The organism is Streptomyces sp. NPDC052036 (genome assembly GCF_040680495.1).
GTDB lineage: Bacteria > Actinomycetota > Actinomycetes > Streptomycetales > Streptomycetaceae > Streptomyces.
Genome location: NZ_JBFAWW010000028.1, coordinates 66,582 through 90,521, shown reverse-complemented (window position 1 = coordinate 90,521; position 23,940 = coordinate 66,582). Strand labels below are relative to the sequence as shown.

General features: G+C 72.2%; 22 protein-coding genes. 7 read left to right on the top strand and 15 right to left on the bottom strand.

Annotation, left to right across the window (positions count from 1 at the left end):
* Positions 1 to 29 precede the first annotated feature (29 nt).
* Positions 30 to 2,642: a YfhO family protein gene (locus AB0L95_RS30290; protein ID WP_365166939.1), complete on the bottom strand. Its 2,613-nt coding sequence runs from the start codon at positions 2,640 to 2,642 to the stop codon at positions 30 to 32.
* Between the two features lie 534 nt (positions 2,643 to 3,176).
* Here AB0L95_RS30290 and AB0L95_RS30285 point away from each other — a divergent pair.
* Complete coding sequence (locus AB0L95_RS30285) at positions 3,177 to 3,641, top strand: DUF6314 family protein (protein WP_365166912.1); 465 nt, start codon at positions 3,177 to 3,179, stop codon at positions 3,639 to 3,641.
* A 31-nt stretch (positions 3,642 to 3,672) separates the two neighbouring features.
* Here AB0L95_RS30285 and AB0L95_RS30280 read toward each other — a convergent pair whose 3' ends face one another.
* Both AB0L95_RS30280 and AB0L95_RS30275 read right to left on the bottom strand, forming a co-directional pair.
* Entirely contained in the window at positions 3,673 to 4,251 is a 579-nt protein-coding gene (locus AB0L95_RS30280; protein ID WP_365166909.1) for a histidine phosphatase family protein, read from the bottom strand.
* A 163-nt stretch (positions 4,252 to 4,414) separates the two neighbouring features.
* Entirely contained in the window at positions 4,415 to 5,857 is a 1,443-nt protein-coding gene (locus AB0L95_RS30275) for a PLP-dependent aminotransferase family protein (protein ID WP_365166907.1), read from the bottom strand.
* On the opposite strand from AB0L95_RS30275, the gene AB0L95_RS30270 reads away from it, so the two are divergent.
* Both AB0L95_RS30270 and AB0L95_RS30265 read left to right on the top strand, forming a co-directional pair.
* Complete coding sequence (locus tag AB0L95_RS30270) at positions 5,856 to 6,794, top strand: DMT family transporter (RefSeq protein ID WP_365166904.1); 939 nt, start codon at positions 5,856 to 5,858, stop codon at positions 6,792 to 6,794. The genes AB0L95_RS30275 and AB0L95_RS30270 overlap by 2 nt on opposite strands.
* Before the next feature lie 96 nt (positions 6,795 to 6,890).
* On the top strand, positions 6,891 to 7,097 hold the full coding sequence (locus AB0L95_RS30265) for a DUF1918 domain-containing protein (protein WP_365166901.1): 207 nt from the start codon (positions 6,891 to 6,893) through the stop codon (positions 7,095 to 7,097).
* A 76-nt stretch (positions 7,098 to 7,173) separates the two neighbouring features.
* On the opposite strand, the gene AB0L95_RS30260 is transcribed toward AB0L95_RS30265, so the two are convergent.
* The gene (locus tag AB0L95_RS30260; protein ID WP_365166898.1) at positions 7,174 to 8,397 is read right to left on the bottom strand and encodes a family 10 glycosylhydrolase; all 1,224 of its coding nucleotides are present in this window, start codon (positions 8,395 to 8,397) and stop codon (positions 7,174 to 7,176) included.
* Between the two features lie 221 nt (positions 8,398 to 8,618).
* On the opposite strand from AB0L95_RS30260, the gene AB0L95_RS30255 reads away from it, so the two are divergent.
* Both AB0L95_RS30255 and AB0L95_RS30250 read left to right on the top strand, forming a co-directional pair.
* Positions 8,619 to 9,479 carry a 3-hydroxybutyryl-CoA dehydrogenase gene (locus tag AB0L95_RS30255; protein WP_365166937.1) on the top strand — a complete coding sequence of 287 codons (861 nt, stop codon included), beginning with the start codon at positions 8,619 to 8,621 and terminating at the stop codon, positions 9,477 to 9,479.
* Positions 9,480 to 9,697: 218 nt separating this feature from the next.
* Complete coding sequence (locus tag AB0L95_RS30250) at positions 9,698 to 9,955, top strand: hypothetical protein (protein ID WP_365166896.1); 258 nt, start codon at positions 9,698 to 9,700, stop codon at positions 9,953 to 9,955.
* Positions 9,956 to 9,971: 16 nt separating this feature from the next.
* Here the strand turns inward: AB0L95_RS30250 and AB0L95_RS30245 are convergent, their stop codons facing one another.
* From AB0L95_RS30245 to infC, 10 genes are all read right to left on the bottom strand, one after another.
* Positions 9,972 to 10,517 carry an NUDIX domain-containing protein gene (locus AB0L95_RS30245; protein ID WP_365166894.1) on the bottom strand — a complete coding sequence of 182 codons (546 nt, stop codon included), beginning with the start codon at positions 10,515 to 10,517 and terminating at the stop codon, positions 9,972 to 9,974.
* A 161-nt stretch (positions 10,518 to 10,678) separates the two neighbouring features.
* Entirely contained in the window at positions 10,679 to 12,019 is a 1,341-nt protein-coding gene (locus AB0L95_RS30240) for a transcriptional regulator (RefSeq protein ID WP_365166891.1), read from the bottom strand.
* Between the two features lie 269 nt (positions 12,020 to 12,288).
* Positions 12,289 to 13,449, bottom strand: coding sequence for a PP2C family protein-serine/threonine phosphatase (locus tag AB0L95_RS30235; protein WP_365166888.1), 1,161 nt, complete (start codon positions 13,447 to 13,449; stop codon positions 12,289 to 12,291).
* A gap of 225 nt (positions 13,450 to 13,674) precedes the next feature.
* Positions 13,675 to 16,203: a phenylalanine--tRNA ligase subunit beta gene (gene pheT / locus AB0L95_RS30230; RefSeq protein ID WP_365166886.1), complete on the bottom strand. Its 2,529-nt coding sequence runs from the start codon at positions 16,201 to 16,203 to the stop codon at positions 13,675 to 13,677.
* Complete coding sequence (gene pheS, locus AB0L95_RS30225) at positions 16,203 to 17,324, bottom strand: phenylalanine--tRNA ligase subunit alpha (RefSeq protein ID WP_365166884.1); 1,122 nt, start codon at positions 17,322 to 17,324, stop codon at positions 16,203 to 16,205. The genes pheT and pheS overlap by 1 nt, the downstream gene beginning before the upstream one ends.
* A 148-nt stretch (positions 17,325 to 17,472) precedes the next feature.
* On the bottom strand, positions 17,473 to 18,618 hold the full coding sequence (locus AB0L95_RS30220) for an ATP-binding protein (protein ID WP_365166881.1): 1,146 nt from the start codon (positions 18,616 to 18,618) through the stop codon (positions 17,473 to 17,475).
* Positions 18,619 to 18,709: 91 nt separating this feature from the next.
* Positions 18,710 to 19,570: an RNA methyltransferase gene (locus AB0L95_RS30215; protein WP_365166879.1), complete on the bottom strand. Its 861-nt coding sequence runs from the start codon at positions 19,568 to 19,570 to the stop codon at positions 18,710 to 18,712.
* 143 nt (positions 19,571 to 19,713) lie between these two features.
* Positions 19,714 to 20,097 carry a 50S ribosomal protein L20 gene (gene rplT / locus AB0L95_RS30210; protein ID WP_067134332.1) on the bottom strand — a complete coding sequence of 128 codons (384 nt, stop codon included), beginning with the start codon at positions 20,095 to 20,097 and terminating at the stop codon, positions 19,714 to 19,716.
* A 97-nt stretch (positions 20,098 to 20,194) separates the two neighbouring features.
* Positions 20,195 to 20,389, bottom strand: a complete 195-nt coding sequence (rpmI, locus tag AB0L95_RS30205) for a 50S ribosomal protein L35 (RefSeq protein ID WP_055470308.1) — start codon at positions 20,387 to 20,389, stop codon at positions 20,195 to 20,197.
* 188 nt (positions 20,390 to 20,577) lie between these two features.
* Positions 20,578 to 21,249 carry a translation initiation factor IF-3 gene (gene infC, locus AB0L95_RS30200; protein WP_365166935.1) on the bottom strand — a complete coding sequence of 224 codons (672 nt, stop codon included), beginning with the start codon at positions 21,247 to 21,249 and terminating at the stop codon, positions 20,578 to 20,580.
* Between the two features lie 388 nt (positions 21,250 to 21,637).
* On the opposite strand from infC, the gene AB0L95_RS30195 reads away from it, so the two are divergent.
* Positions 21,638 to 22,033, top strand: a complete 396-nt coding sequence (locus AB0L95_RS30195; RefSeq protein ID WP_365166876.1) for a DUF1844 domain-containing protein — start codon at positions 21,638 to 21,640, stop codon at positions 22,031 to 22,033.
* A gap of 48 nt (positions 22,034 to 22,081) precedes the next feature.
* Here AB0L95_RS30195 and AB0L95_RS30190 read toward each other — a convergent pair whose 3' ends face one another.
* A complete protein-coding gene (locus tag AB0L95_RS30190; RefSeq protein WP_365166874.1) occupies positions 22,082 to 22,813 on the bottom strand; it encodes an SseB family protein in 732 nt (243 codons plus the stop codon).
* Positions 22,814 to 22,971: 158 nt separating this feature from the next.
* Between AB0L95_RS30190 and AB0L95_RS30185 the strand changes: the two genes are divergently transcribed.
* Complete coding sequence (locus AB0L95_RS30185; protein WP_365166871.1) at positions 22,972 to 23,937, top strand: serine hydrolase; 966 nt, start codon at positions 22,972 to 22,974, stop codon at positions 23,935 to 23,937.
* The last annotated feature ends 3 nt before the right edge of the window (positions 23,938 to 23,940 follow it).

Genomic DNA, 23,940 nt, shown 5'->3' with positions numbered 1-23,940 from the left:
GGGGTGTACGCGCGGTCGGTGAGCGTCGGTCATGCGCTCGGACGGGTGGTCGTGGGTGGAGCCGGGTGGGCCGCGGCACGTCGGCGGCGGACGGCGCTGACCACGCACAGCAGCACCAGGGACAGCAGCGAGACGGCCCCGACAGCCCCGCCCAGCCGCAGGCCGGGCGGATGGAAGGTGCAGGTGAGGCTGGTCGAGGAGCCGTCCAGCGGCACGGCGATCAGCCCGAGGTACTGCCCCGCGGGCACGGCGGAAGCATCACCCGAGGCGCAGCGCCAACCCGCGATACGGGGGGCCGCGATGACGGCGGTGCCGGTGCTGCCGGCGGGAAGCTGGGCCCGGACGGTGCCGTCCGAGACGGTCACCTCGGTGGCGCCGGTGGCCTTCAGGCGCTCGACGGCGGTGTGCAGCCGGCCGGTGTCCAGGCAGCCGACCGCCCCGTCCGGGATGAAGCCCGTCCGGTCGGGGGACAGCTCGATCCGCAGGCGGCCGGACGCCGGAACGCTGCCCAGCCGCTGCATGGCGGCGATCTTGGTGACGGGGTAGTCGGACCGGAACCGCCCGGTCGGGCCGGCGGCGGAGTCGCTCGCGAGCCGCGCGGTGCCCGAGAAGTGCGGCGCCCACAGATACACCTGGCCGCCCGCCGGGCAGTCGGCGGTGATGGCCGGCTTGCGCACGGCATCGGGTACGGCACCGATGCGCAGGCCCGGCCGCGCGTCCTCGCTGCGGCTCGGCGGCCTTCCGGCGCTGGTGCGCACCGTCAGCCGGGGCACGGTGTAGACCCGGGCGCCCAGCAGCAGTTCCTGGTTGCGGTACGGCGACGCGCCGAAGGACGTGAGGTCCCTGCGCCCGGCGGACGGCCGTACGGTGACCAGGGGCGGTACGTCCTGCCGGGACACGGTCACTCCGCTGCCGTCCTGCGGGAACCAGTTCTGGTGCGGGTCCGGCGGGGAGTGCACCCGCGCGCCCACGGAGAAGATCGCGTCCGTGACCGCGTTGTCCAGGCTCTGCAGATTCCGGCCCCGCGAGGTCCAGCCGTCTCCCAGGGCGGTCAGCGTACGGCTGAGGACGTCGGAGGTGAGGCTGCTGTAGTACTGGGCGCCCTGGCCGCCCACCAGCAGCGGATCGTTGCCGACGGTCTGCTCCCGGCCCGGATCGGTGCGGTACCGGGGCCAGCCGTCGGCCTCGGCGATCGCGTCCGCCTGCCGCTGCTGGCGTGCGCCCCAGGGCGCGTAGTCGTCCATGAGCGCGAGCCGCAGCCGGGTGGCCACGGCGGCGGTGGCGGTGGTCTCGCCGAACTGCCCGCCGAGGAGCAGTGCCACGGCGAGCCCGGCCAGGGCGGTGCGGCGCCCGCCCCGGGCGAGACGCCCGCCGTCGGCGAGGCCGAGCAGGGCCAGCCCGCCCAGGGCGCCCACGGCGGCGAGCAGCAGCACCGGCCAGGCGAAGGAACGCACCAGAGCGCTGCGGCCGGCCACGGCGGCGATCAGCGCCAGCAGCGCGCCCGCCGCGGCCAGCGCGCGCGGGCCGGGCACGCCGTAGGCGAACGCGTGCCACGCGGCGATCACCAGCAGCGCACACAGGACGAAGGCCTGCCGGTACGCACTGCCCTGCGGGGTGGTGAAGGCGTGCCAGACCAGACTGGTCGGCGCCCATTGCAGGGACAGGTCGACCGCGACCACCAGCAGCGTCCACCCCGTGCGCACCCGTCGGGGCACCCCGCGGTGGAAGGGCAGGGCGAGGGCGAGCAGCAGCGCGGTGATGCCCACGTACACGGCCGGTGTGCTGAAGCTGTAGGTCGTCGGCAGCAGGCGGGCCAGCAGGTCCTCGCTCGCCACCGGGACGAACCGGCTGGTCCTGCCCGGGTAGGCGTGCCTGGTGCCCAGGTACACCACCGTCACCAGCGGTGCCGCCAGACCGACGCCGAGGGCGACGGTGACACAGGCCCGGCCCATCGCCGCGAGCGCCTGCCGGCGCGGAGGCCCGGCGAGCCAGAGGCGGAGCAGCAGCACCAGAGACGCGGCGAGGGTCGCCATGTACGCGGTGTAGAAGTTGGCGGTCCAGAAGACCGCCACGACCAGGACCCCGAGCACCCGCCGCCGTCCGCTCAGCGCCCATTCGCCGACCAGACACAACAGCGGCAGGGCGATGAGGCCGTCGAGCCACATGGGGTTGTACGCGGCGTCGGCCACGCTCCACCCGCACAGGGCGTAGGACGCGCCCAGCACTCCCGCCCCCCACCAGCGGCCGGGGCGCAGGGCGAGCAGCAGCACGGCCATGGCGGCGGCCGCCGCGGCCGTCTTCAGCACCGTGATCACATAGACCGCGAGGTCGATCTCGTCCCGTGGGAACACCGCCACGAGCAGGGCGAACGGGCTGCTGAGATACGTACCGAGGTCGGGTAGGAAGCAGGCGCCGAAGCCGGACTGCCAGTTGACCAGAAGACCGCCGTCGGCCTTTCCGTGCAGCAGGTCCCACAGGTGCGCGTGGAAGGGCACGTACTGGTTGCCCAGGTCGTTGATGCTGCGGGTGCGGGGGCCGAGGGGGAAGGTGCGGGCGACGACACCGGCGGCGCAGGACACCGTGACGGTGATGACCGCCGCAAGCAGGGCGGCGGCCGGCCCCGGTCGGGTCGGCCGGGGCAGCCGGAGGCGCGGACGGCGGCCGGCCGGACGAGCCGGTGACGGATCGACAGGCCGGTGCGGGACGGGCACGGGTGGCCGGCCGACCCCCTGGGGCGCCTCGGTCTCCGGCTCGGGAGGGGTGGTGGGCTTCACGTCCTCTCCCTGTTCGCACGACGGCGCGGGTTTCCGTGAGGAATGTCTCTTCCATGGCGGGAACCGGCCGCGCTTTCCCGGAAGGAGCGGGCGGAGAGAGATTCGGCGGCTGCCGGAAGCACCGGGGATACATACGGATAACCGGCGATGGGCAGGGTCGGGCACACCATTTCTCGGCAGGCTCCCAGGGAATAGGGGACGCGAGACGTCCCATCCGGGGATGTCGCTCCCCGTACGTCATCGATTCGCCGACTTAGACCGGCAGTTCTTCGAAATGGTTGCACCCTCGCCGGAAAGTGAGGCGATTAATTCCGAATGCACACGGGGGTGTTGGGCCGCCGTCCTGGGCCGGGGGCGCGGGCGGTTCCGGGCACGCGCGGTCCCGGGCATAGGGTCGACGGCATGGATTCCAGCTTCTGGCCCGTGCCGGACGTGCTCGCTCATCTCGCCGGGCGGTGGAGCGTCGAGCGTGTCGTACGCGATCTCGCGAGCGGCGAGGAGGGCCGCTTCACCGGGACGACGGTGTTCTCGCCGCTGGAGGACGGCGGCGACGGGCTGCTGCACCAGGAGTCGGGCACGTTCGTCTGGCGGGGCACACCACGGCCCGCCGAGCGGACGCTGTGGTTCCTGCCCGGAGACTCCGCCGGCACGGCGCGGGTGCGGTTCGTGGACGGCCGCCCGTTCCACGACCTCGATCTCAGCACCGGCCGCCATGTCGCCGACCATCCGTGCGCGGCGGACCTGTACCGCGGCGAGTTCACCGTCCGGGACGCGGACCACTGGCGCACGGTGTGGCGCGTGGGCGGGCCCGCGAAGGACCTGGAGCTGACCACCGCGTACGCGCGCGAGCGCTGGCTTGATCTTTGACGTCGCCAGGCGTCTGGTGCCGCCGTCCGGTCTAGCGGGCCTCCGGCTCCAGGCGGAGGTTCCAGCGTCCGTCCCGTCCGGCGAGCGTGACCGTCGACAGCGGGCGGACGTCGATGTTCCAGTACGACGACGGCTGCGCCCGCAGCGCATAGACCAGGGCGGCCCGTACCACCGACGGCTCCGCCACGGCCACGACGTTGCTGCCGTCGTGCACCGGACGGGTCTCCAGCCAGCCGCCCACCCGGGAGATGAACGCGTGCAGCGACTCGCCGCCGTGCGGTGTGGAGTGGGGGTCCGCGAGCCAGGCGTCCACCGCCGAGGGCTCCCGGGCCATCGCCTCCCCCAGCGTGAACCCGCGCCAGCGGCCCATGTCGCAGTCCCGCAGCGCGAGTTGCACCAGCGGTGCGTACCCGAGTGCGTCCCCGGTCGCCCGGCTTCGCGGCGTCGGAGAGCAGTAGCGCAGCTCGGCCGCCGCCAGCGGCACCAGATCCTGGGCGGCCCGTTGCACCTCGTCCCAGCCCGCCTGGTCCAGCGGGCGGTCGTCCTCGAAGCGTTCCGCGAGCAGCGAGGAGCTGCGCGCGGCGGCGACGAACGTGACCCGAACATGCACACGGCGATGGTGTGACGCGCAAGTGCGCAGGTCAAGACCCGTTACCCAGGAGATACCAAGGGCATCGTCCGCACCGGTGGGCCCCGAGGGTGCGTCTGTGGGCCGGTGGCCCGTTTCGTCCGCCGGCCCGCGTCCATGGATCCCCCCGGACCGGAACCCACGGCTACTGGAGGCCGAGCACCTCGTCGCAGGCAGTGCGCAGGCGTCGAACGCCCTCCATGATCTCCCCGGTCCCGGCGACGGCCGCGAAGCTCAGCCGGAGGTGGGCGGCGGGAGGTTCGGCGCTGAAGTAGGGGCGGCCCCGGGCGACGGCGACGCCCGCCCGCAGGGCGCCCGCGACGAGGGACGACTCGTCGGTGCCGTCGGGCAGCCGGGTCCACAGGTGGTATCCGCCGGAGGGGATGTGCGGCAGGGCGAGTTCCGGCAGGTGCAGGCCGAGGGCGGCGGTCAGCGTGTCCCGGCGCTGCTTCAACTCGGCGGCGACAGTACGCAGATGGCGGGGCCATGCGGGCGAGCCGACGAGTTCGAGCGCGGCCTCCTGCAGCGGGCGCGGCACGAAGAAGGTGTCGACGACCTGGATCGCGCGCAGCCGCTCCAGGACCGGGCCCCGTGCGGCCAGCGCGCTGACCCGGAAGCTGGGCGAGGTGGCCTTGGTGAGCGAGGAGACATGCACGACGACCCCGTCGGGATCCTCCGCGATCAGCGGGGCCGGCAGCGGACCGGCGTCCTCGTGCGCCAGTCGCCGCACGAAGTCGTCCTCGATGACGAACGCGCCGGCCTCGCGCGCGATGTGCAGCACCTCGCGCCGTCGCTCCGGCGCGAGCACGGCGCCGGTCGGGTTCTGGAACAGCGGCTGACAGACGACGACGCGGGCGCCGCTCGCCCGGAACGCGTCCGCGAGCAGGTCCGGTTTCAGCCCGTCGGCGTCGACCGGCACCGGCACGGGCCGCAGACCCGCCGCGCGGGCGATCGCCAGCATGCCGGGATAGGTGGGCGACTCGACCAGCACGGGCGCGCCGGGCGGTGCCAGGGCCCTGAGGGCGGTGGTCAGCGCGGACTGGCCGCCTGCCGTGATCAGTACGTCGGCCGCGGTGATCACGCCGCCGATCCCGCGCGCGAACCACTCGCGCAGTTCGGCGACACCCTCCACCGGCGGCCGGGCCCACACACCGGGGCGGCGCCCGGCCCGGGACAGGGCCGCGCCCATGGCACGCTCCGGTTGCAGGGTGGGGTGCAGATAGCCGCCGTTGAACTCGATGACGCCGGCGGGCGGGGCGGCGAGGGAGTCCAGCACGCCGGAGGCATCGACGCTCCGGGGCACGAGCTCGGCGGCGGCCTCCGCGCTGAGGGTGACCTCCTGCCAGGCGGTGTCCCCCACCGCCGGGGCCGTCGCTCGCGGCTCGGCCCGGAAGGCACCGGCCCCGGGCCGCGTCACCACTAGCCCCTCGCCGGCCAGTTGTGCGAGCGCGCGGGAGACGGTCACCGGGCTGACCCGGAACCGCTCGACGAGGGCCCGACTGGACGGCAGCTTCTCTCCCGGAGAGTAGCGCTTCACCTCGGACCGCAGCCTGCCTGCCAGTTCACCGACACTGCTACGCTCTTGCATGAGAGCTCAGGATAGCGCTACCGAACCTTCGGCGATAGCGGCCGCGGGGTCCGACGACGGCACCGCCACCCGCCCGGCCCCGCGATACGGCGGCACCCTGCAGGCAGCCCTCGGGGTCGTCGCCTTCTCCCTCACGTTCCCCGCCACCGCCTGGGGACTGGAGGGGTTCGGGCCCTGGTCGCTGGTGGCGGTGCGCAGCGCGCTGGCCGCCGTCATCGCCGGCAGCTGTCTGCTCGCGCTGCGGGTCCCGCTGCCCGCGCGGTCGCACCGGGCGGGGCTCGCCGTGGTCGCGGCCGGGGTCGTGCTCGGCTTCCCGCTGCTGACCACCCTCGCGCTGCGCACCTCGACGACCGCGCACGCCGCGGTGGTCGTCGGACTGCTCCCGCTCACCACCGCCGTCATCTCCGCGCTGCGCGTCGGCGCCCGCCCCTCCCGTACCTTCTGGCTCGCCGCCCTGGCCGGCGCCGCGGCTGTCATCGCGTTCACCGTGCAGCAGAGCGGCGGCGCGCTGACCGGCGCGGACGCCTATCTCTTCGGGGCCCTGCTGATCTGCGCCGCGGGCTACACCGAGGGCGGCCGGCTGGCCCGGGTCATGCCCGGCTGGCAGGTCATCGGCTGGGCGCTGGTGATGTGTCTGCCGCTCAGCGTGCCGGGCGCGCTCCTCGCCCTCTCCTACGAGCCCGTCCACCTCACCGCGCACAGTGTGGCGGGGGTGCTGTGGGTGGCGGCCGGCTCCCAGTTCCTCGGCCTGGTCCTCTGGTACCGGGGCATGGCGGACATCGGAATCCCCCGTGCCAGCCAGTTGCAGCTGGCACAGCCGCTGCTCACACTGGTGTGGTCGGTACTGCTCCTCGGTGAGCATCTCACCCCGGCCGCTCCGCTGACGGCCACCGCGGTGCTCGTGTGTATCGCGGTCACCCAGCGGGCGCGAGCCTGACCGGGTTGGGGCGCGCGGACCGGGTCGACCGGCGCCAACGGCCGTACAAGACGGCCACGGACCGAAACTCCCGCATGTGACGAGGAGGCCCCCCAGATGCGCGCGACTGTGGGCGACAAGCTGGTGCAGCACGGCAGGATCGTCGGGCAGCACGACAAGGTCGGCGAGATCGTGGAAGTGATGGGCTCGAACGGCACCCCGCCGTATCGCGTCCGCTTCCAGGACGGGCACGAGGGCGTGTGCTCCCCCGGACCCGACACCGAGATCCGCCACAAGGAGATGGGTCAGCAGGTCGGACAGTAGGGCGAGGACCGGACGCCGGCGCCCGGATCGGCGTGGTTCCCGCCCTCGTGCGGGGCACGGCGGCCCGGGCACGGACTCAGCGCGGGGGCCCTGCGGGCTGCCCGTAGTGGTCGGCGACGACCTGCGCCATCGCCCCGGCCGGGTCCGTCCTCACCTCTTTGGCGGCGAAGAAGACATGACCGCGCACCTGCGGGTACCACGCGGCCAGGCTGAGGTGGCGCAAGAGTTCCGCCGGGTCCTGCCAGGCCTCGGGCTGTGTCGGGTCCCCGGCCTTGTAGAGCGCCTCGCCCACGTACAGCTGCACGCGTGTGCCCCGGGTCACGTCCGCCCACCAGGGCACGAGCGCCGCGTAGTCGGCGGCGGGGAAGCCGATGTTCCAGTAGATCTGCGGGCAGATGTAGTCGAGCCAGCCGGACCTCACCCATTTCCGGGTGTCCGCGTACACGTCGTCGTACGTCTGCACTCCGGCCCTGGTGTCCGAGCCCCGGGGGTCGGTGTCGGCGTTGCGCCACACCCCGAAGGGGCTGACGCCGAAGCGCGCGGCGGGCCGCAGCGCGTGGACGCGCGCCGCGGTCTCCTGCACCAGGAGGTCGATGTTGTGGCGCCGCCAGGCGGCCCGGCCGGCGAACCCGGCGCCGTAGGCCGCGTACGCCGCGTCGTCGTCGAAGACCGCGCCCTGGACGGGGTACGGGTAGAAGTAGTCGTCGAAGTGGACGCCGTCCACCGGATAGCGGCGTACGGCGTCGAGGATCGCGTCCTCGACGAATCTGCGCACCTGCGGCAGTCCGGGGTTGTAGTAGAGCTTGCCGCCGTAGGGCACCACCCAGTCCGGGTTCCGGCGGGCGGGGTGCCCGGGGGCGAGCCGTGTCAGGTCGGTGTGGGAGGCCACCCGGTACGGGTTGAACCAGGCGTGCAGCTCAAGATCCCGGGCGTGCGCCTCCTCGACCGCCGTGCCGAGCGGGTCCCAGCCCGGGTTCTTCCCCTGGGTGCCGGTCAGGAACTGGGACCACGGCTCGTAGGGCGAGGGCCACAGCGCGTCGGCCGAGGGGCGCACCTGGAAGAAGACGGTGTTCAGCCGGCGCCGTACCGCGGCGTCGAGGTAGGTGCGCAGCTCGGCACGCTGCACGGAGGCCGGCAGTCCGGCCCGGGAGGGCCAGTCGCGGCAGAACACGGTCGCCAGCCACATCCCCCGCATCTCCCCGACCGCCGCCGCACGGGCAGGCTGGGCACGGGCGTCACTCGCCGTCACCAGGGTCGACAAGGCGGCCACCATGAACGCCCTGCGTGACACTCGTCGCATGCACTCGTCCCCATACGTACCGATTTCGTCCGTCATGGATCGTATCCCCTGGAGGCGGCCCCGACCCGGACGATCGATCATCGGCACGCCGGGGGTAACGTGCAGGGTCGAGAGCAGGCGCCGAACCACGGTGGGCCTGCCCCAGGGCGTCCTGTGATCGCGCGAGCCGGTGTGGTGCGCAGGCCCCCTCCCCAGGCCCGATGATCAGCGAAAGGGACGATGTGACCGACATCGAACGCGTCGGAGTGGTGGGCTGCGGCCAGATGGGAGCGGGCATCGCCGAGGTGTGCGCCCGCGCCGGACTGGACGTGAAGGTCGCCGAGACCACCGGCGAAGCCCTGGAGATCGGCCGGACCCGCCTGCTCAACTCCCTGTCCAAGGCGGCCGAGCGCGGCAAGATCTCCGAGGAGGAGCGGGACGCGACGCAGGCCCGCCTCACCTTCACCACCGACCTCGGGGAGTTCGCCGACCGCGACCTGGTGATCGAGGCCGTCGTCGAGAACGAGCAGGTGAAGACGGAGATCTTCCAGGTGCTCGACCAGGTGGTGACCCGCCCGGACGCGATCCTCGCCTCCAACACCTCCTCGATCCCGCTGGTGAAGCTCGCGGTCGCCACCTCGCGGCCGGACCAGGTGGTCGGCATACATTTCTTCAACCCGGCCCCGGTCCAGAAGCTCGTCGAGCTGATCCCGGCGCTGACCACCTCCGAGGGCACGCTCAGCCGGGCCCAGCTGTTCGCGGAGAAGGCCCTCGGCAAGCACGCGATCCGTGCCCAGGACCGCTCCGGTTTCGTGGTCAACGCGCTGCTCGTGCCCTATCTGCTCTCCGCCGTCCGGATGTTCGAGTCGGGCATCGCGGGCCGCGAGGACATCGACAACGGCATGGAGCTGGGCTGCGCCCACCCGATGGGCCCGCTGAAGCTCTCCGACCTGATCGGCCTGGACACCATCGTCTCCATCGCCAACTCGATGTACGAGGAGTACAAGGAGCCCCTGTACGCCGCTCCTCCGTTGCTCCAGCGCATGGTGGAGGCGGGCCGGCTGGGGCGGAAGACGGGTTCGGGCTTCTACACCTACAGCTGATCCAGGGGTTTTTCGCCCCGCCTGGTCACAGACCGTGAGTCTCGGGCCGGGTCGGACGGGCCCGGCGCCGATTTCGGTGCCGGGCCCGTGTCATTCACACACCGTGTGTGCCGGGGACACGCATATGCCTTTCGCACACTCTCCCCACGCGTCCACCAGGCGAGTTGACTCTTCATGCGCATGCAAGGGATGTGACGACTACGGAAAGGAGCGGACACGTGACCGCCGACCCCGAGCATCCCGTCGTCCATGGAGAAGTCGCAGAGTTACGCCGTCGCCTTGATGTGGCGCACGCGCGGGTCGAGGGAGGGCTGACGCTGCTCAGTCATCGTGCCGAGGAAACCGCCAAGGATCTGGACGAGTTGAGCCTGAGGGTGGGCGCGCTGGAGCACACGCGCTGGCCGCTGCCCGCGGTGGCCGCCCTCACGGCGGTAGGCGCCCTCGTCGTGGCGATCTGGCAAGCACTGGGACGTTAGCCCTGTCGGACGCGGGTCAGGGCAGTGTGTCCTGCCCGAGCCTGAGATGGTGCAGCAGCAGTAACGCAGCCGCCATGTTGGCGGCCGGTACCTCTCCGCGGGCGACCAGGTCGGGGGCGAGCTTCAAGGGGACCCACTCCCGGCGGTCCGACTCGAAGTCGTCCACGGGGTGTCCGACGTACTCACCCTCGTCGGCCCAGTAGACGTGGTGCCGGGCGTCGGTGAGTCCGTTGGAGGGCTCGACGCTCATGAGATGGCGCAGAGGTCCCGGCCGCCAGCCGGTCTCCTCCTCGAGTTCGCGGGCCGCCGCGGCGGCGATGTCCTCGCCGTCCTCCACGACCCCGGCCGGGAGTTCCCACCCCCAGCTGTCGGTGATGAAGCGGTGCCGCCACAACAGCAGTACCTCGTTGGCCTCGTTCACGACGGTGGCCACGGCGACGGGCCGCAGCCGGATCAGGAAGTGGTCGAGGTGCCGGCCGTCCGGCAGCTCCACATCGGCGAGATTGACGCTGAACCAGCGGTTTGCATACACAGTTTGTTCGTTCAGTTTCGTCCACTGCACGGTTCTGCCACCTTCCGCTGAGTAAGTGGCAATATCGCAGCAGGAGCGGTCTCTCAGCAGGCTCACAGCGGCGCACGCCCGGCGCAGCGGCGGACATGGGTCCGCGCCGGCGGGGATCCCGGTGGGCCCACGCGGCGCTCCGGCAGGGGCCGACGCGGTGGCTACAGCGGTACGCGCAGTGCGCCGTCGATGAGTTCGGCTGCCTCCGCCGTTCCCGCGGAGCCGTTGCGCACCAGGTGCTCGCGTACGGCGCGCAGTCTGTCGCGCAGCCGCATGGACTCCATCCCCCGCGCCCGCTCGGCCATCTCGACCGCGGTGGCCGCCGCTCTGTCGGCGTTGCCCTGGCGCAGTTCGATCTGGCTGAGCATGGCGAGCCGGTGCACCCGGCCGCGGTCGTGCGCGGGCGTGTCGACGGCCGCCACGGCGTGCTCCCCCGCCGCTGTCAGATCACCGAGGCTGAGCAGTGCCTCCGCGACCTGGACATGGACGAGGCCGGGCTGCACATAGCCGGTCTCGTCCGGTTCGTGGCCGCGCCGGATGCGTTCGGCGGCCGACTCGGCCTGCCGGATGCAGGCCAGCGCGCTCGTCGCGTCGCCCAGATGCGCGTACGCCTTCGCCTGCATCGCATAGAGATCGGAGGCGAGCGCCGGGGTGATGTGGCGGCCCGCGGTGCGCAGCGCGGCCTCCGCGAAGGCGACGGCCTGCCGGTACTCCTTCATGAACAGGGCCTGGTTGACCAGCAGCGCTATCACATACGCGCCGAGCCCCCGGTCCCCGCTGGCCTTCGCCAGCCGCAGCGCCTGGTGGAAGTAGCGCTGGGCGAGGCCGTGAGCGTCGGAGTCGTAGGCGCAGATGCCGGCGATCGCCACCAGACCGCCGGTGGCGCGGTGCAGTTGGCGGCCCATCGCGTCGGTGTAGCTGCCGCGCAGCAGCGGCGCGGTCTCGGCGTTGAGGAAGCCGACGATGCGGCTGCGGGTCGCTATACCGCCCGCCTTGCGGTACATCTGCTCGTAGTGGCTCCGGGCGGCGCGCAGCATCTGGATGTCGGCGGGGGTGACCCGGTGCCGGCCGCCGCGCGAGACGTCCACGTCCTCGGGCGGGTTCTCCCACTCCCACACCGGCATCACGGCGGGTGTGCCCGTGACCGCGGGGGCGTCGAGTATGTGCGGGCGCTGCTGTTCGTCGGAGCGCCACAGGGCGGTGGCCCGTTCGACGAAGCCCGAGAGGCCCGAGCCGTGCGGGGCCGCCGGTTCGCCGGGCACGCCGAGTCCGATGTCGTCGAGGGTCACGGGGCGGCGCAGCCGGGCGGCGAGCACGTCGCAGATCAGGTCGGGCACCTGGCCGCGAGGCCGCTGGCCCTTCAACCACCGTGCCACGGCGGTGTGTTCGTACCGGAGTGCCAGTCCGCGGGCACGCCCCGCCTGGTTGACATGCGCGGCGAGTCCCGCGTGGGAGATCCCGGCCTCGTCGAGGATCGCGTCGAGCAGGGTGTTGGGCTGCATGGGATGCCCTCCGGTGGCTCGGTGCGCACAGCGTAGTGCGTCCGGGTTCACACGGGGTGTGAACGGAATACGCGCATCCGGGCTGTACGTACGCTGTTGCGGAGAGTTTCCGGCCGGTTGACTGAAACCCCTCGTAAGGGGCCGACGGGCCGCCGGCTCCCCCTCGTACAGTGCGGCGGCCCGGCTCCGCGCCGTCCGTCCCGCTGCCTGCCCGACACTCCGTGGCGGAGCGGACGGCGCGTCGGCGTTCCGCCGGGAACGGCGGGCGGCTACGCGTGGTTCGTCCGGTGCGGACCCGTCGTCGTGTGTCCCGCGGTGCCCCGCGCACCCGACGGGGCGTCCCCGCGGCGGTCGTTGCGCACCACCAGGAGGGCCACGTCATCGGTGAGGCGTGCGCCCGTGTGGCGGAGCAGACCGGCGAACAGGGTGCGCAGCACTCTCTGGGGTACGACGTCGTCGCGGACGGCCTCCGTCAGGGCGGCGGCCAGGGGGAAGAAACGCCCCTGGGGGTCCCGGGCCTCCTCGGCTCCGTCGGCGTGCAGGAACAGCGCCTGTCCGGGCTCCAGCCGTCCGCAGTCGGTGGCGGGCAGATCCTCCGGCAGCGGGAACGGCCCGAGCGGAGGCAGGGGTTCGGCGCTGTCGAGGGGCGCGGCCCCGCCCCGGTCGAGCAGATACGGCCATGGATGGCCGCAGTTGAGGACGCGCAGCTCTCCCTCGCGGCCGATCTCCAGAAGCAGGAGGGTCACGAACTCCTCCGCGGCCGGGCTCTGCGGATCCCGGCCGGACGAGGGGTGTTCCTCCCGGGCCCGCTCGCGCAGATGCCGGGCCAGCGCCCGGTCCAGCCGGCGCAGCACCGGGGCGAGTTCGGACTCGTCGTGCACGGCCTCGCGGAAGCTGCCGAGCACGGCGGCGGCGGTGGCGAGGGCCGCGAGTCCGTGTCCACGCACATCGCCCATCACGATGCGCACCCCGTGCTCGGTGGCGATCACCTCGTACAGGTCGCCGCCCACGGTGGCTCCGCGGTCCGCGGACAGCTGCGCGGCGGCCACCCGCAGCCCGTCGACCCACGGCGGCAGCGGGCGCAGCAGCACGCTCTGGGCGACGCCAGCGACCCTGCGGGCCTGTCTCAGCTCCCGCAGATACAGGTGCCGGACGTGCAGCAGCAGCCCCGCGCCGGCCGCCAGGAACACGGCGCTGCCCGCGATCCGCGCACCGAGGGCCTGCTGCTGGGCGAACGGGCAGGCCAGTTTGTACGTGACCACGGTCGCGCCCCACACGGTGGGCAGCCCGACCGAGAACGCCCGCCCCAGGCGCCGGGGGCCCGTGCGGACGCGGTGCCCGACGCCTCGGGCGACGGCCGTGCCCAGCCGGCCGCCGGACGCTACACCCGGCCGCGGCCCGCGAGGGGACCCAGCCTTGATACGGATCATGCCGGCCCCCCATGAGAGCCCCGAGTGCGCGGAATCGGCCCGCGGAGTCCCACCTCACGCCCCAGGGCCGGTCCGATTCTGTCGACGGGACCGGCTGCCGATCGGGATCATCGGGACTTGCCACCCTAATGAGTGAGATGGCTCGAAGGGGTACGAGGGCACACCCCGTCAACAACGAGGGGAGCCGCGCAGCCGCGCAGCTCCCCTCGACCTCGGTGCGGGGTACTAACTCCGCAGCGCGGCCCCGGTGCGCTCCGCCGCCAGCGCGACCGCCGCGTCACGGGCCGCAGAGGCCTCGTCGACGGTCAGGGTGCGGTCGGGGGCGCGGAAGCGCAGCGCGTACGCCAGCGACTTCTTGTCCTCGCCGAGCTGCTCGCTCTCGTAGATGTCGAACAGCCGGATGGACTCCAGCAGTTCACCGGCTCCCTCGCGCAGCGCGGCCTCGACGTGCGCGTGCACGACCGTCTTGTTGACGACCAGGGCGACGTCCTGGGTGGCGACCGGGAAGGCGGAGATGTGCGGCGCCTGCGGGGTGTCGGTGCCCGCCTGCTCCAGGACGTCCAGGTCCAGCTCCATCGCGCAGGTGCGCTCCGGCAGGCCCAGCGTCTTCACCACGCGCGGGTGCAGCTCGCCCGCGTGGCCGACGACCTGCTCGGTGCCGTCCACGGCGACCGCCAGCTCCGCGCAGCGGCCCGGGTGCCACGGCCCGTACTGGCCCTTGCGGACGATCAGCTCGGCCCCGGCCTCGCGGGCGACGGTCCGTGCCGCCTCGACGGCGTCGGCCCAGTCGGCCGGACGGCCCTTGCCCCACCAGCCGGCCTGTTCCCGGGCGCCCGTGAGGACGACGGCGACGTGGCGCGGCTGCTCGGGCAGCGCGGCGTTCAGCCCGGCGATCTCCTCGTCGGTCGGGCGCCGGTCGACGGACAGATGCCCGGCGGCATGCCGCTCCGCCGCGGGGTCCTCGGCCCGGGGCTGGAAGACCAGACCGGTCTCGAACAGCGCCAGGTCGTGGTTACCGCGGCCGTCGTTGCGGCGCAGCGCGCCGAGCAGGCCCGGCAGCAGCGTCGTACGGAGCGCGGGCTCCTCGTCGTTGAGCGGGTTGACCAGCTTGACGACCCGGCGGGCCGGGTCGTCGGCCTCCAGGCCGAACTGGTCGAAGACCTGCTCGCTGACGAACGGGTAGTTCGGCGCCTCGACATAGCCCTCCCCGGCGAGGACCCGGCCCACCCGGCGGTGCAGTCGCTGCCGCTGGGTCAGCCCGCGTCCCGAGGGAGGCTTGGGCAGTGTGGAGGGCAGGTTCTCGTAGCCCTCCAGGCGGATGACCTCTTCGGCCAGGTCGTTGGGGTCGGTGAGGTCGGGCCGCCAGGACGGGACGGTGACGATCAGCTCGTCCTGCCCGTACACGTCGCAGCCGACCTGCTGGAGGCGGCGGACGACGGTCTCACGGCCGTACTCGACACCCGCCACCCGGTCCGGGTGGTCGGCGGGCATGGCGATGGTGTGCGGCGCGGAGGGCGCGATGACCTCGGTGATGCCGGCGTCGGCCGTGCCGCCCGCGAGCAGCACCAGCAGGTCCGCCGTGCGCTGGGCCGCAGCGGAGGCCGCCTGCGGGTCGACACCGCGCTCGAAGCGGCGGGACGCCTCGGTGGACAGCTTGTGGCGGCGGGCGGTGCGCGCGATGGAGATCTGGTCGAAGTGCGCGGCCTCGATGACGACCTCGGTGGTCACGTTCTCCGGGTCGCCGGCGTGATCCGCGATCTCGGTGTTGGCGCCGCCCATGACGCCCGCGAGGCCGATGGGGCCGCGGTCGTCGGTGATCACGAGGTCCTCGGTGTGCAGCGTACGCGTCTGACCGTCGAGGGTCGTGAACTTCTCGCCCTCCTCGGCCCGGCGCACCCCGATCGTGCCTTGGACCAGCGTGCGGTCGTAGGCGTGCAGCGGCTGCCCGATCTCCATCATCACGTAGTTGGTGATGTCGACGGCGAGCGAGATCGGGCGCATGCCGACCTTCTGCAGCCGGCGCTGCAGCCAGATCGGGGAGCGCGCGTGGGGGTCGAGACCGGTCACCGTGCGGGCGGTGAAGCGGTCGCAGCCGCGCGGCTCGGAGATCTTCACCGAGGGGCCGAACGCGTTGGGACCCGGGACGTCGAGCAGCGCCGGGTCGCGCAGCGGCAGGCCGTAGGCGATGGCGGCCTCGCGGGCGACACCCCGGAGGGACAGGCAGTCGCCGCGGTTGGCGGTGACGGCGATGTCGAGGACCTCGTCCACCAGCTCCAGCAGCTCGATGGCGTCCTTGCCGACCTCGGTCTCCGGCGGCAGCACGATGATGCCGTGGTTGCCGTCGTCGCCCATGCCCAGCTCGTCGCTGGAGCAGATCATGCCGTGCGAGGTCTTGCCGTACGTCTTGCGCGCGGCGATCGCGAAGCCGCCAGGGAGCACGGCGCCCGGCAGGACGACGACGACCTTGTCGCCGACGGAGAAGTTGCGGGCACCGCAGACGATCTCCTGGGGCCGGCCGGTGCCGTTGGCCTGACCGACGTCGACGGTGCAGAAGCGGATCGGCTTCTTGAAGCCCTCCAGCTCCTCGATGGTCAGCACCTGGCCGACGACGAGCGGCCCCTTGAGGTCGGCGCCGAGCTGCTCGACGGTCTCGACCTCGAGGCCTGCCGAAATGAGCTTGGCCTGGACGTCTCGCCCGGTCTCAGTTGCCGGCAGGTCGACGTACTCCCGCAGCCAAGAAAGCGGGATCCGCATCAGATCTCCATCCCGAACGGCCGGGTGAACCGGACGTCACCCTCGACCATGTCTCGCATGTCTTCGACGTTGTGGCGGAACATCAGCATCCGCTCGATGCCGAACCCGAAGGCGAAGCCGCTGTACTTCTCCGGGTCGATGCCGCAGGCGGTGAGCACCCGCGGATTGACCATTCCGCAGCCGCCCAGCTCGATCCATCCCTCGGACGAGCAGGTGCGGCAGGGCCGGTCGGGGTTGCCGACGGACTCGCCCTTGCAGACATAGCAGAGCATGTCCATCTCGGCGCTCGGCTCGGTGAACGGGAAGAAGTTCGGCCGCAGCCGCGTCTTCATGCCCTCGCCGAACAGCGACTGGACCATGTGGTCCAGGGTGCCCTTGAGGTCGGCCATGGTCAGGCCCTCGTCCACGGCGAGCAGCTCGACCTGGTGGAAGACGGGCGTGTGCGTGGCGTCCAGCTCGTCGGTGCGGTAGACGCGACCGGGGCAGATCACGTAGACCGGCAGCTCGCGCTCCAGCATGGAGCGGATCTGCACCGGCGAGGTGTGCGTGCGCAGCACGACGCCGGAGTCACTGCCGCCGTCGGGGCCCTGCACGAAGAACGTGTCCTGCTCCCCGCGGGCAGGGTGGTCCGGACCGATGTTGAGGGCGTCGAAGTTGAACCACTCCGCCTCGACCTGCGGGCCCTCGGCGACCTCGTAGCCCATGGCCACGAAGATGTCCTCGATGCGCTCGGACAGCGTGGTCAGCGGGTGGCGGGCGCCGTCCGGGACACGGTCGTAGGGCAGGGTGACGTCCACCGACTCCTCGACCAGGACCCGGGCGTCCCGTTCGGCCTCCAGCTCGACCTGACGGGCGGCGAGGGCCTTGTTCACGGCGCCGCGTGCCATGCCGACGCGCTTGCCGGCGTCGGCCTTGGCGTGCGGGGGCAGGGCGCCGATCTCGCGGTTGGCCAGGGACAGCGGCGAGGCGGGGCCGGTGTGGGCGACCTTGGCCTCGTGGAGCGCGTCGAGGGAGTCCGCGGCAGCGAAGGCGGCGAGCGCCTCCTCCCGCATGCGCTCGATCTCTTCCGGTTTCAAGGCCTCGACCTCAACAGGGTCGTACGACTTATTGGGTGCCGACATCTCTTCCCGTGCTTCCGATTGGCTGGCTGAGGGTCCCCGTCACCGACTCAAGGACGAGTCGTCTCCGTCTTCGGGACGCAAAGGTGCCAAAGGTCGAGTCTAACGGTGCCGGGGAAAGCGAATGCGCCCGTGGGGGCTCGGGCGGCGCCTACAGCAGGTGCGCCGGGGTCCCCACGGGCAGGGTAAATCGGAACTCCGCGCCGCCGCCTCGGGCGCGGCCGACCGTGATGGTGCCGCCGTGAGCCTCGACGATGCCCTTGACGATATAGAGCCCGAGCCCCGTGCCACCGCGCTTGCTGCCCCGCCAGAAGCGGGTGAAGACGCGGTTCATGGATTCCTCCGGGATGCCGGGGCCCTCGTCGCTCACGGTGACCGACGTGGCGGTGTTCTGTTCGTCTTCCCCTTCGCGGGGTGACACCGCGGGTGTGACGTCAATCGTGACGGTTCCCTCGCCGTGGCGCACGGCGTTTTCGATGAGGTTGCTGAGCACCTGGTCGATCTTGTCGGGGTCCGCCCACAGGTCGGGCAGGGGCTGCTCGCTACGGAGCAGGAAACGGTCCGCGGGCTGGCCCGCGGCGACGTAGGCCTGGATGTGCCGGCCGACCGCCGCGCCCATGTCGACGGGCTGCCGTCGCACCTCCAGCCGCCCGGAGTCGATACGGGAGATGTCGAGCAGTTCGGCGATGAGCCGGGTGACCCGGTCCGCGTCGGCGTCGACGGTCTCCAGCATCAGCCGTTTCTGGTCGTCGGTGAAGCGTTCCCACTTGGCGAGCAGGGTGGCCGTGAAGCCCTTGACGGAGGTGAGGGGCGAGCGCAGCTCATGAGCCACGGTGGCGATCAGCTCGGCGTGGCTGCGCTCGGTGCGGCGCCGCGCCTCGGTGTCGCGCAGGGAGACGACGACCCGGCGGATCGGCCCGGTGGGGTACGCGCGTACATACCGGGCCGAGACGAGGACCTCGCGCCCCCCGGGCAGCAGCAGATTGCGCTCGGGCTGCCGGACCCGGATCGCGAGCCCGCCGTAGGGGTCGGTCAGCTGCCACCAGCGGCGGCCCTCCAGGTCCTCCAGGGGCAGCGCGTGGTCGAGAGGCCTGCCGAGAGCCTCGGCGGCGGGGACGGCGGTGATCCGGGCGGCCGCGGCGTTGAAGCAGATCACGCGGCCGTGTTCGTCCGCGACCACGAGTCCGTCGGGGAGTTCGTCCGGGTCGATGCCGAGTTCGGCGAGATCACCGCACCGGGACGCGGGCGCGCGGTGCGCGTCCCGTGCTCCCGGTGCTCTGCTCGTGCCGATACCCATCCCCGTACCTCACCTCTCGTCCGGCGTGGGGAAACCTGCCTCCTCGCTCGAGCCGAGAGCTGGGGGGAGGGCCCCCGAACCCGCCACCCTACTAGCCGGTGGTGATGGAACGGCACCCTCCGTAGGCGCGCTGTGCCCGAGCGGAGGCATAGAGACATACGGCGGCGGCGGTCGCGAGGTTCAGGCTCTCGGCCTTTCCGTGGATCGGCACCCGTACGACCGCGTCCGCGAGCGCGCGCGTCTCCTCGGGCAGCCCCCAGGCCTCGTTGCCGAACACCCAGGCGGTGGGGGTGCCCATGGTGCCCTGGTCCAGCTCGTCGTCCAGGTCGCGGTCTCCGGCGCCGTCGGCGGCCAGGATCCGCACACCGGCCTGCTTCAGGCCCGCCACGGCGCGCTCGACGGGGACGCCGACGGCGACCGGGAGGTGGAAGAGGGACCCGACGGAGGCGCGGACGGCCTTGGGGTTGTAGAGGTCGACGGAGGCGTCGGTGAGGACGACGGCCTCGGCCCCGGCGGCGTCCGCGCACCGCAGCACGGTCCCGGCGTTGCCGGGGTCGCGGACATGGGCGAGGACCGCGACGAGCCGGGGGCGGCTGCCGAGGATCTCGTCGAAGGGGGTGTCGAGGAACCGGCAGACACCGACCAGCCCCTGCGGGGTGACGGTGGTGGAGATGTCGGCGATCACGTCCTCGTCCGCCAGGTGGACCCGGGCGCCGACGGCCTGGGCCTGCCCCACGATGTCGGCGTACCGCTCCACCGCCTCCGGGGTGGCGAACAGCTCCACGAGGGTGGCCCCGGCGGCGGTGCTGTGCCCGGCGGCCTCACGCACCGCCTGCGGCCCCTCGGCGAGGAACAGCCGCTCCTTGCCCCGGAAGTTCCGCTTGGCAAGCCGTCGCGCCGCGCTGACGCGGGGCGAGCGGGGAGAGATCGGCTCGGGGGCGGCGGGGGGCATGTGTGTCACCTTCGGGAGTTCAGAAGTCTCTGTTCGACGACGGCCGCGCGGGGTGCGCGGTGCGGGTCGGCGAACACAGTCGGACCCGCAGGCTGTGCAGCCTGCGGGTCCGTTCAGTCACGTCGGCCGGGCCGACGCGGCGTTCAGGCCGCCTTGGGGGCGTTCACGTCCGCCGGCAGCGCCTTCTGGGCGACCTCGACGAGCGCGGCGAACGCGCTGGCGTCGTTGACGGCCAGCTCCGCGAGGATCTTGCGGTCGACCTCGACGTTGGCGGCCTTCAGACCCTGGATGAAGCGGTTGTAGGTGATGCCGTTGGCGCGGGCAGCGGCGTTGATGCGCTGGATCCACAGCTGACGGAAGTCGCCCTTGCGCTTCTTGCGGTCGTTGTAGTTGTAGACCAGCGAGTGGGTGACCTGCTCCTTGGCCTTGCGGTACAGACGCGAACGCTGACCGCGGTAGCCGGAGGCCTGCTCGAGGATCGCCCGGCGCTTCTTGTGGGCGTTGACTGCCCGCTTGACGCGTGCCACTTGTTAACTCCTTGTAGCGGGGCCGCGGTGGAACTCACACGGCCCGGAATCGATTGGGTCCCGGTTCGGACGTTCGGCGCTCAGGAGCGCCGCCGCGTCACTTGCCGAGAAGCTTCTTGATCTTCTTGGCGTCGGCCGGGGCCATCTCGGCGTTGCCGGTGAGGCGACGCGTCAGACGGGACGACTTGTGCTCGAGCAGGTGGCGCTTGCCGGCGCGCTCACGGAGCACCTTGCCGGAGCCGGTGACCTTGAAGCGCTTGCTGGCACCGCTGTGCGACTTGTTCTTCGGCATAGCGCCGTTCTCTCCTCGTCGGTGGCGCTCCGGTGCCCGGTTGCGAAAACCGGGCACGATGGAGCGTCGCTCTTGTATCGGTTACATCCTGGGACTGCTGTCCCGGGCTTTTCCGGGGTCCGTACGTCCCCTCGCTGTGGTCCGTACGTCCGTACGTCCGGTGCTCCCCCGGGGCCTCGGCCCCGGGATCACGCCTCGGCGGAAGCCTCGGCCGGGGCCTCAGTGGTCTCGGCCTCAGCGGCGTTCTGCGAGCGGCCGGGATGGGCCTTCGCTTCCGCCTTGCGGGCCTCCTGTGCCTGACGAGCCTCGGCCATCGCCTCGGTCTTCTTCTTGTGCGGACCGAGAACCATGATCATGTTTCGGCCGTCCTGCTTCGGGTTCGACTCGACGAAACCGAGGTCCTGGACGTCCTCCGCGAGACGCTGCAGCAGTCGGTAGCCCAGCTCGGGCCGGGACTGCTCGCGACCACGGAACATGATCGTGATCTTGACCTTGTCGCCCTGCTTGAGGAACCGGACGACGTGACCCTTCTTGGTGTCATAGTCGTGCGGGTCGATCTTCGGCCGGAGCTTCATCTCCTTGATGACCGTGTGCGCCTGGTTCTTGCGCGCCTCACGGGCCTTCATGGCCGACTCGTACTTGAACTTCCCGTAGTCCATGAGCTTGCACACAGGCGGACGGGCGTTCGCCGCGACCTCGACCAGGTCCAGGTCGTACTCCTGCGCAAGCTCGAGGGCCTTGGCAAGCGGCACGATACCGACCTGCTCGCCACTGGGACCGACAAGTCGCACCTCGGGAACGCGAATCCGGTCGTTGATGCGGGGCTCGGTGCTGATGGATCCTCCTCGGTAGCACCACACGGCCGCCTGGCAGACAGCCGCGTATGTCCGGTTGACATAAGGACCAACCACCGCGGCACATGAAAAATGCCCCGGACGGTTCACAGGCGGGACTCCGAACACTCCGGAGCACCGCCGCGGTGACCGCGGGGCGCACTCTCGGGCGACTCCACCGTCCGTACGGAACGGTGGGGGCCGCCTGACCGGTGACCCGCCGCCCCGAAGGGCGGTCAGGTGGGAGATCGGAGCCTCCACTTGTGGGCCGGGCACAACGTGCACGGCCGGTCGTCACACAAGGTTAGCAGCTCCCCGGGTGAGGTGCGAACCGGCGTGCACCGGGCATCCGCGGCCCCGGTCGCCGGGCCTCCCGCGCGCGGGAGGGAGCGCGCCGGGGCCTATGGTGTGAGGCATGAGTGACACCTCCCCCGAGGAATCCCCGGCGGCCGCAGCTTCTTCGGCTTCCGCCGAGAGCCCCGACTTCGACGCCATGGCCCGTGACATCGCGGAGGTCCCCGCCGTCGAGGTGATCGTGACCGTCGCCGTCAACCTGATGAGCGCCGCCGCCGTGAAGCTCGGTCTGACCGAGGAGGGCGACACGTACAAGGACCTGGACGAGGCCCGCAAGCTGGTCACCGCCCTCGCCGGTCTGCTCGACGCGAGCACGACGGAGATCAGCTCCTTCCACGCGGCTCCGCTGCGCGACGGCCTGAAGTCGCTCCAGCTGGCGTTCCGCGAGGCGTCGATCGTCCCGGACGAGCCGGGCCAGGGTCCGGGCGAGAAGTACACCGGGCCGGTCTACGGCTGATCCGGACCCGCCGTCACGGCCGGCCCGGACGCCGTCGTCACGGCTGATTCATCCTCGTACGTACAAGGGCTCGCCCGGAGGCGTCACCCCGGCCGGCAGCAGTGCCAGGTCGAGACCGCGCACCAGGCGGGCCCTCAGCGTCTCGTCGGCCGCCAGCCGGCCCGCCACCGCGCGCGCGGCCTCGGCCGGAGGCGCCGACGCGTCGAGAACGAGTGCCAGGATGCCGTCGGCCTCGCCGGGACCCAGATGGGCGCGGACCACCGACGGCTCCGCGGCGACGGCGTCACGCACGGCCTCGCGCACCGCGGGGTCCGCGAGCGGGTCGACGCTGGTGCGTCCCTCGGCGAGCGCCAGCAGCGCGGGGCCCGTCAGCTCGAAGGCCACCGGCCCGGACACGTCCAGCACGATCGTGTCGGCCTTCTCGTGCGCCGCCGCCTGTAGGGCCCGGTGCAGGGGTACGGCCACGGGGCGGGCGGCGGGGTCCCAGCGCGCCAGCGCGTCCGTGGACGTGAAGGCGGGCAGCGCCGTACGGCCGCCGGCCCGGAGTGTCGGCACGGCCATGTCGCTGGTCTTCTCGCGGCGCAGGCCGTTCTCGTCCTCCTCCACCTCCCCGAGGACCGCGACGACGGGCACGAGGAGCCGTGCTCCCTTCAGCGCCTCCAGGACCGGCCCCACGGCCGCGCGGTCCGCGGCCCACGCGGCGAGCGCCGCGCTGAGCCGGGGGTCGGCCGCACCGTCGTCGTCGGAGAAGCCGGAGTCGGGAATGTTCTTGTTCGCCACGGTCACCGACCCTATCGGGGGGTCCTGGCCGGCCCGGTGCCGCCCCTGACGCACGGCGGACTCCGGTTTCCTGGTCTCACGGGTTTCTCAGGGTGTGCTGACACGGATCTCACCTCCGTCCAACGGCGCGCACAGCACCGGCCCCGAGCATCACGGCCATGGAGTCCCACAGAGCCCCCCGTCGCCGCCGCGCCCGCCCCTCGCGACGCCGGCCGCTGCTCCGGACGGCGCTGGCGTCCGTCGTCCTCGCCGTCGGTACGGTCGCCGCGACCGCGTATGTGAGGGCGCAGGCGCACGCCGCCGCGGACGCCGTATCGTCGCAGTCGTCCGCGACGCCCCGGGCGTCGGCCTCGGTGACCCAGGAGGCATCGGTGGAACCTGCGGCGAAGCCCTCGGCGGACCGCGACGCGCTGCTGGCGAAGGCCATGAAGGCCCTACCCGTCGGGGACGGCGCGGACGTCGCCGTGACGGTGCTGGAGACGGAATCCGGTGAGAGCGCCGCGTACGGCGGCGACACCGCCTTCGAGACGGCCAGCATCGTGAAGGTCGACATCCTGGCGACGCTGCTGCTCCAGGCGCAGGACGCGGACCGGCGGCTGACCGAGCAGGAGCGGGCGTACGCCACAACCATGATCGAGAACAGCGACAACGACTCCGCGTCGGCGCTGTGGAAGGCCGTCGGGCAGGCGGACGGCCTCGACACCGCGAACAAGCGCTTCGGCCTCACGGACACCACGGGCGGTGACGGTGCGCTGTGGGGGCTGACCCGGACCACGGCGGCCGATCAACTCGCCCTGCTCCAGCAGGTGTTCGGGGACGACTCGAAGCTGAGCGAGGCATCGCGGACGTATCTCCAGGGACTCATGAGTCAGATCGCCGCGGACCAGCACTGGGGTGTGTCTGCCGCCGCGGACGGCACGCGGTGGGCGCTGAAGAACGGCTGGCTGCCGCGCAGCACGACCGGACTGTGGATCATCAACAGCATCGGACGGATCACGGCCGACGGGCACGACTATCTGGTGGCGGCGCTGTCGAACGGCAACTCCACCAAGGAAAAGGGCATCTCCCTGGTGGAGGCGGCCGCGCGGGCGGCGGTCTCCGCGTTCGCGGACGACCCGGCCTGAGCT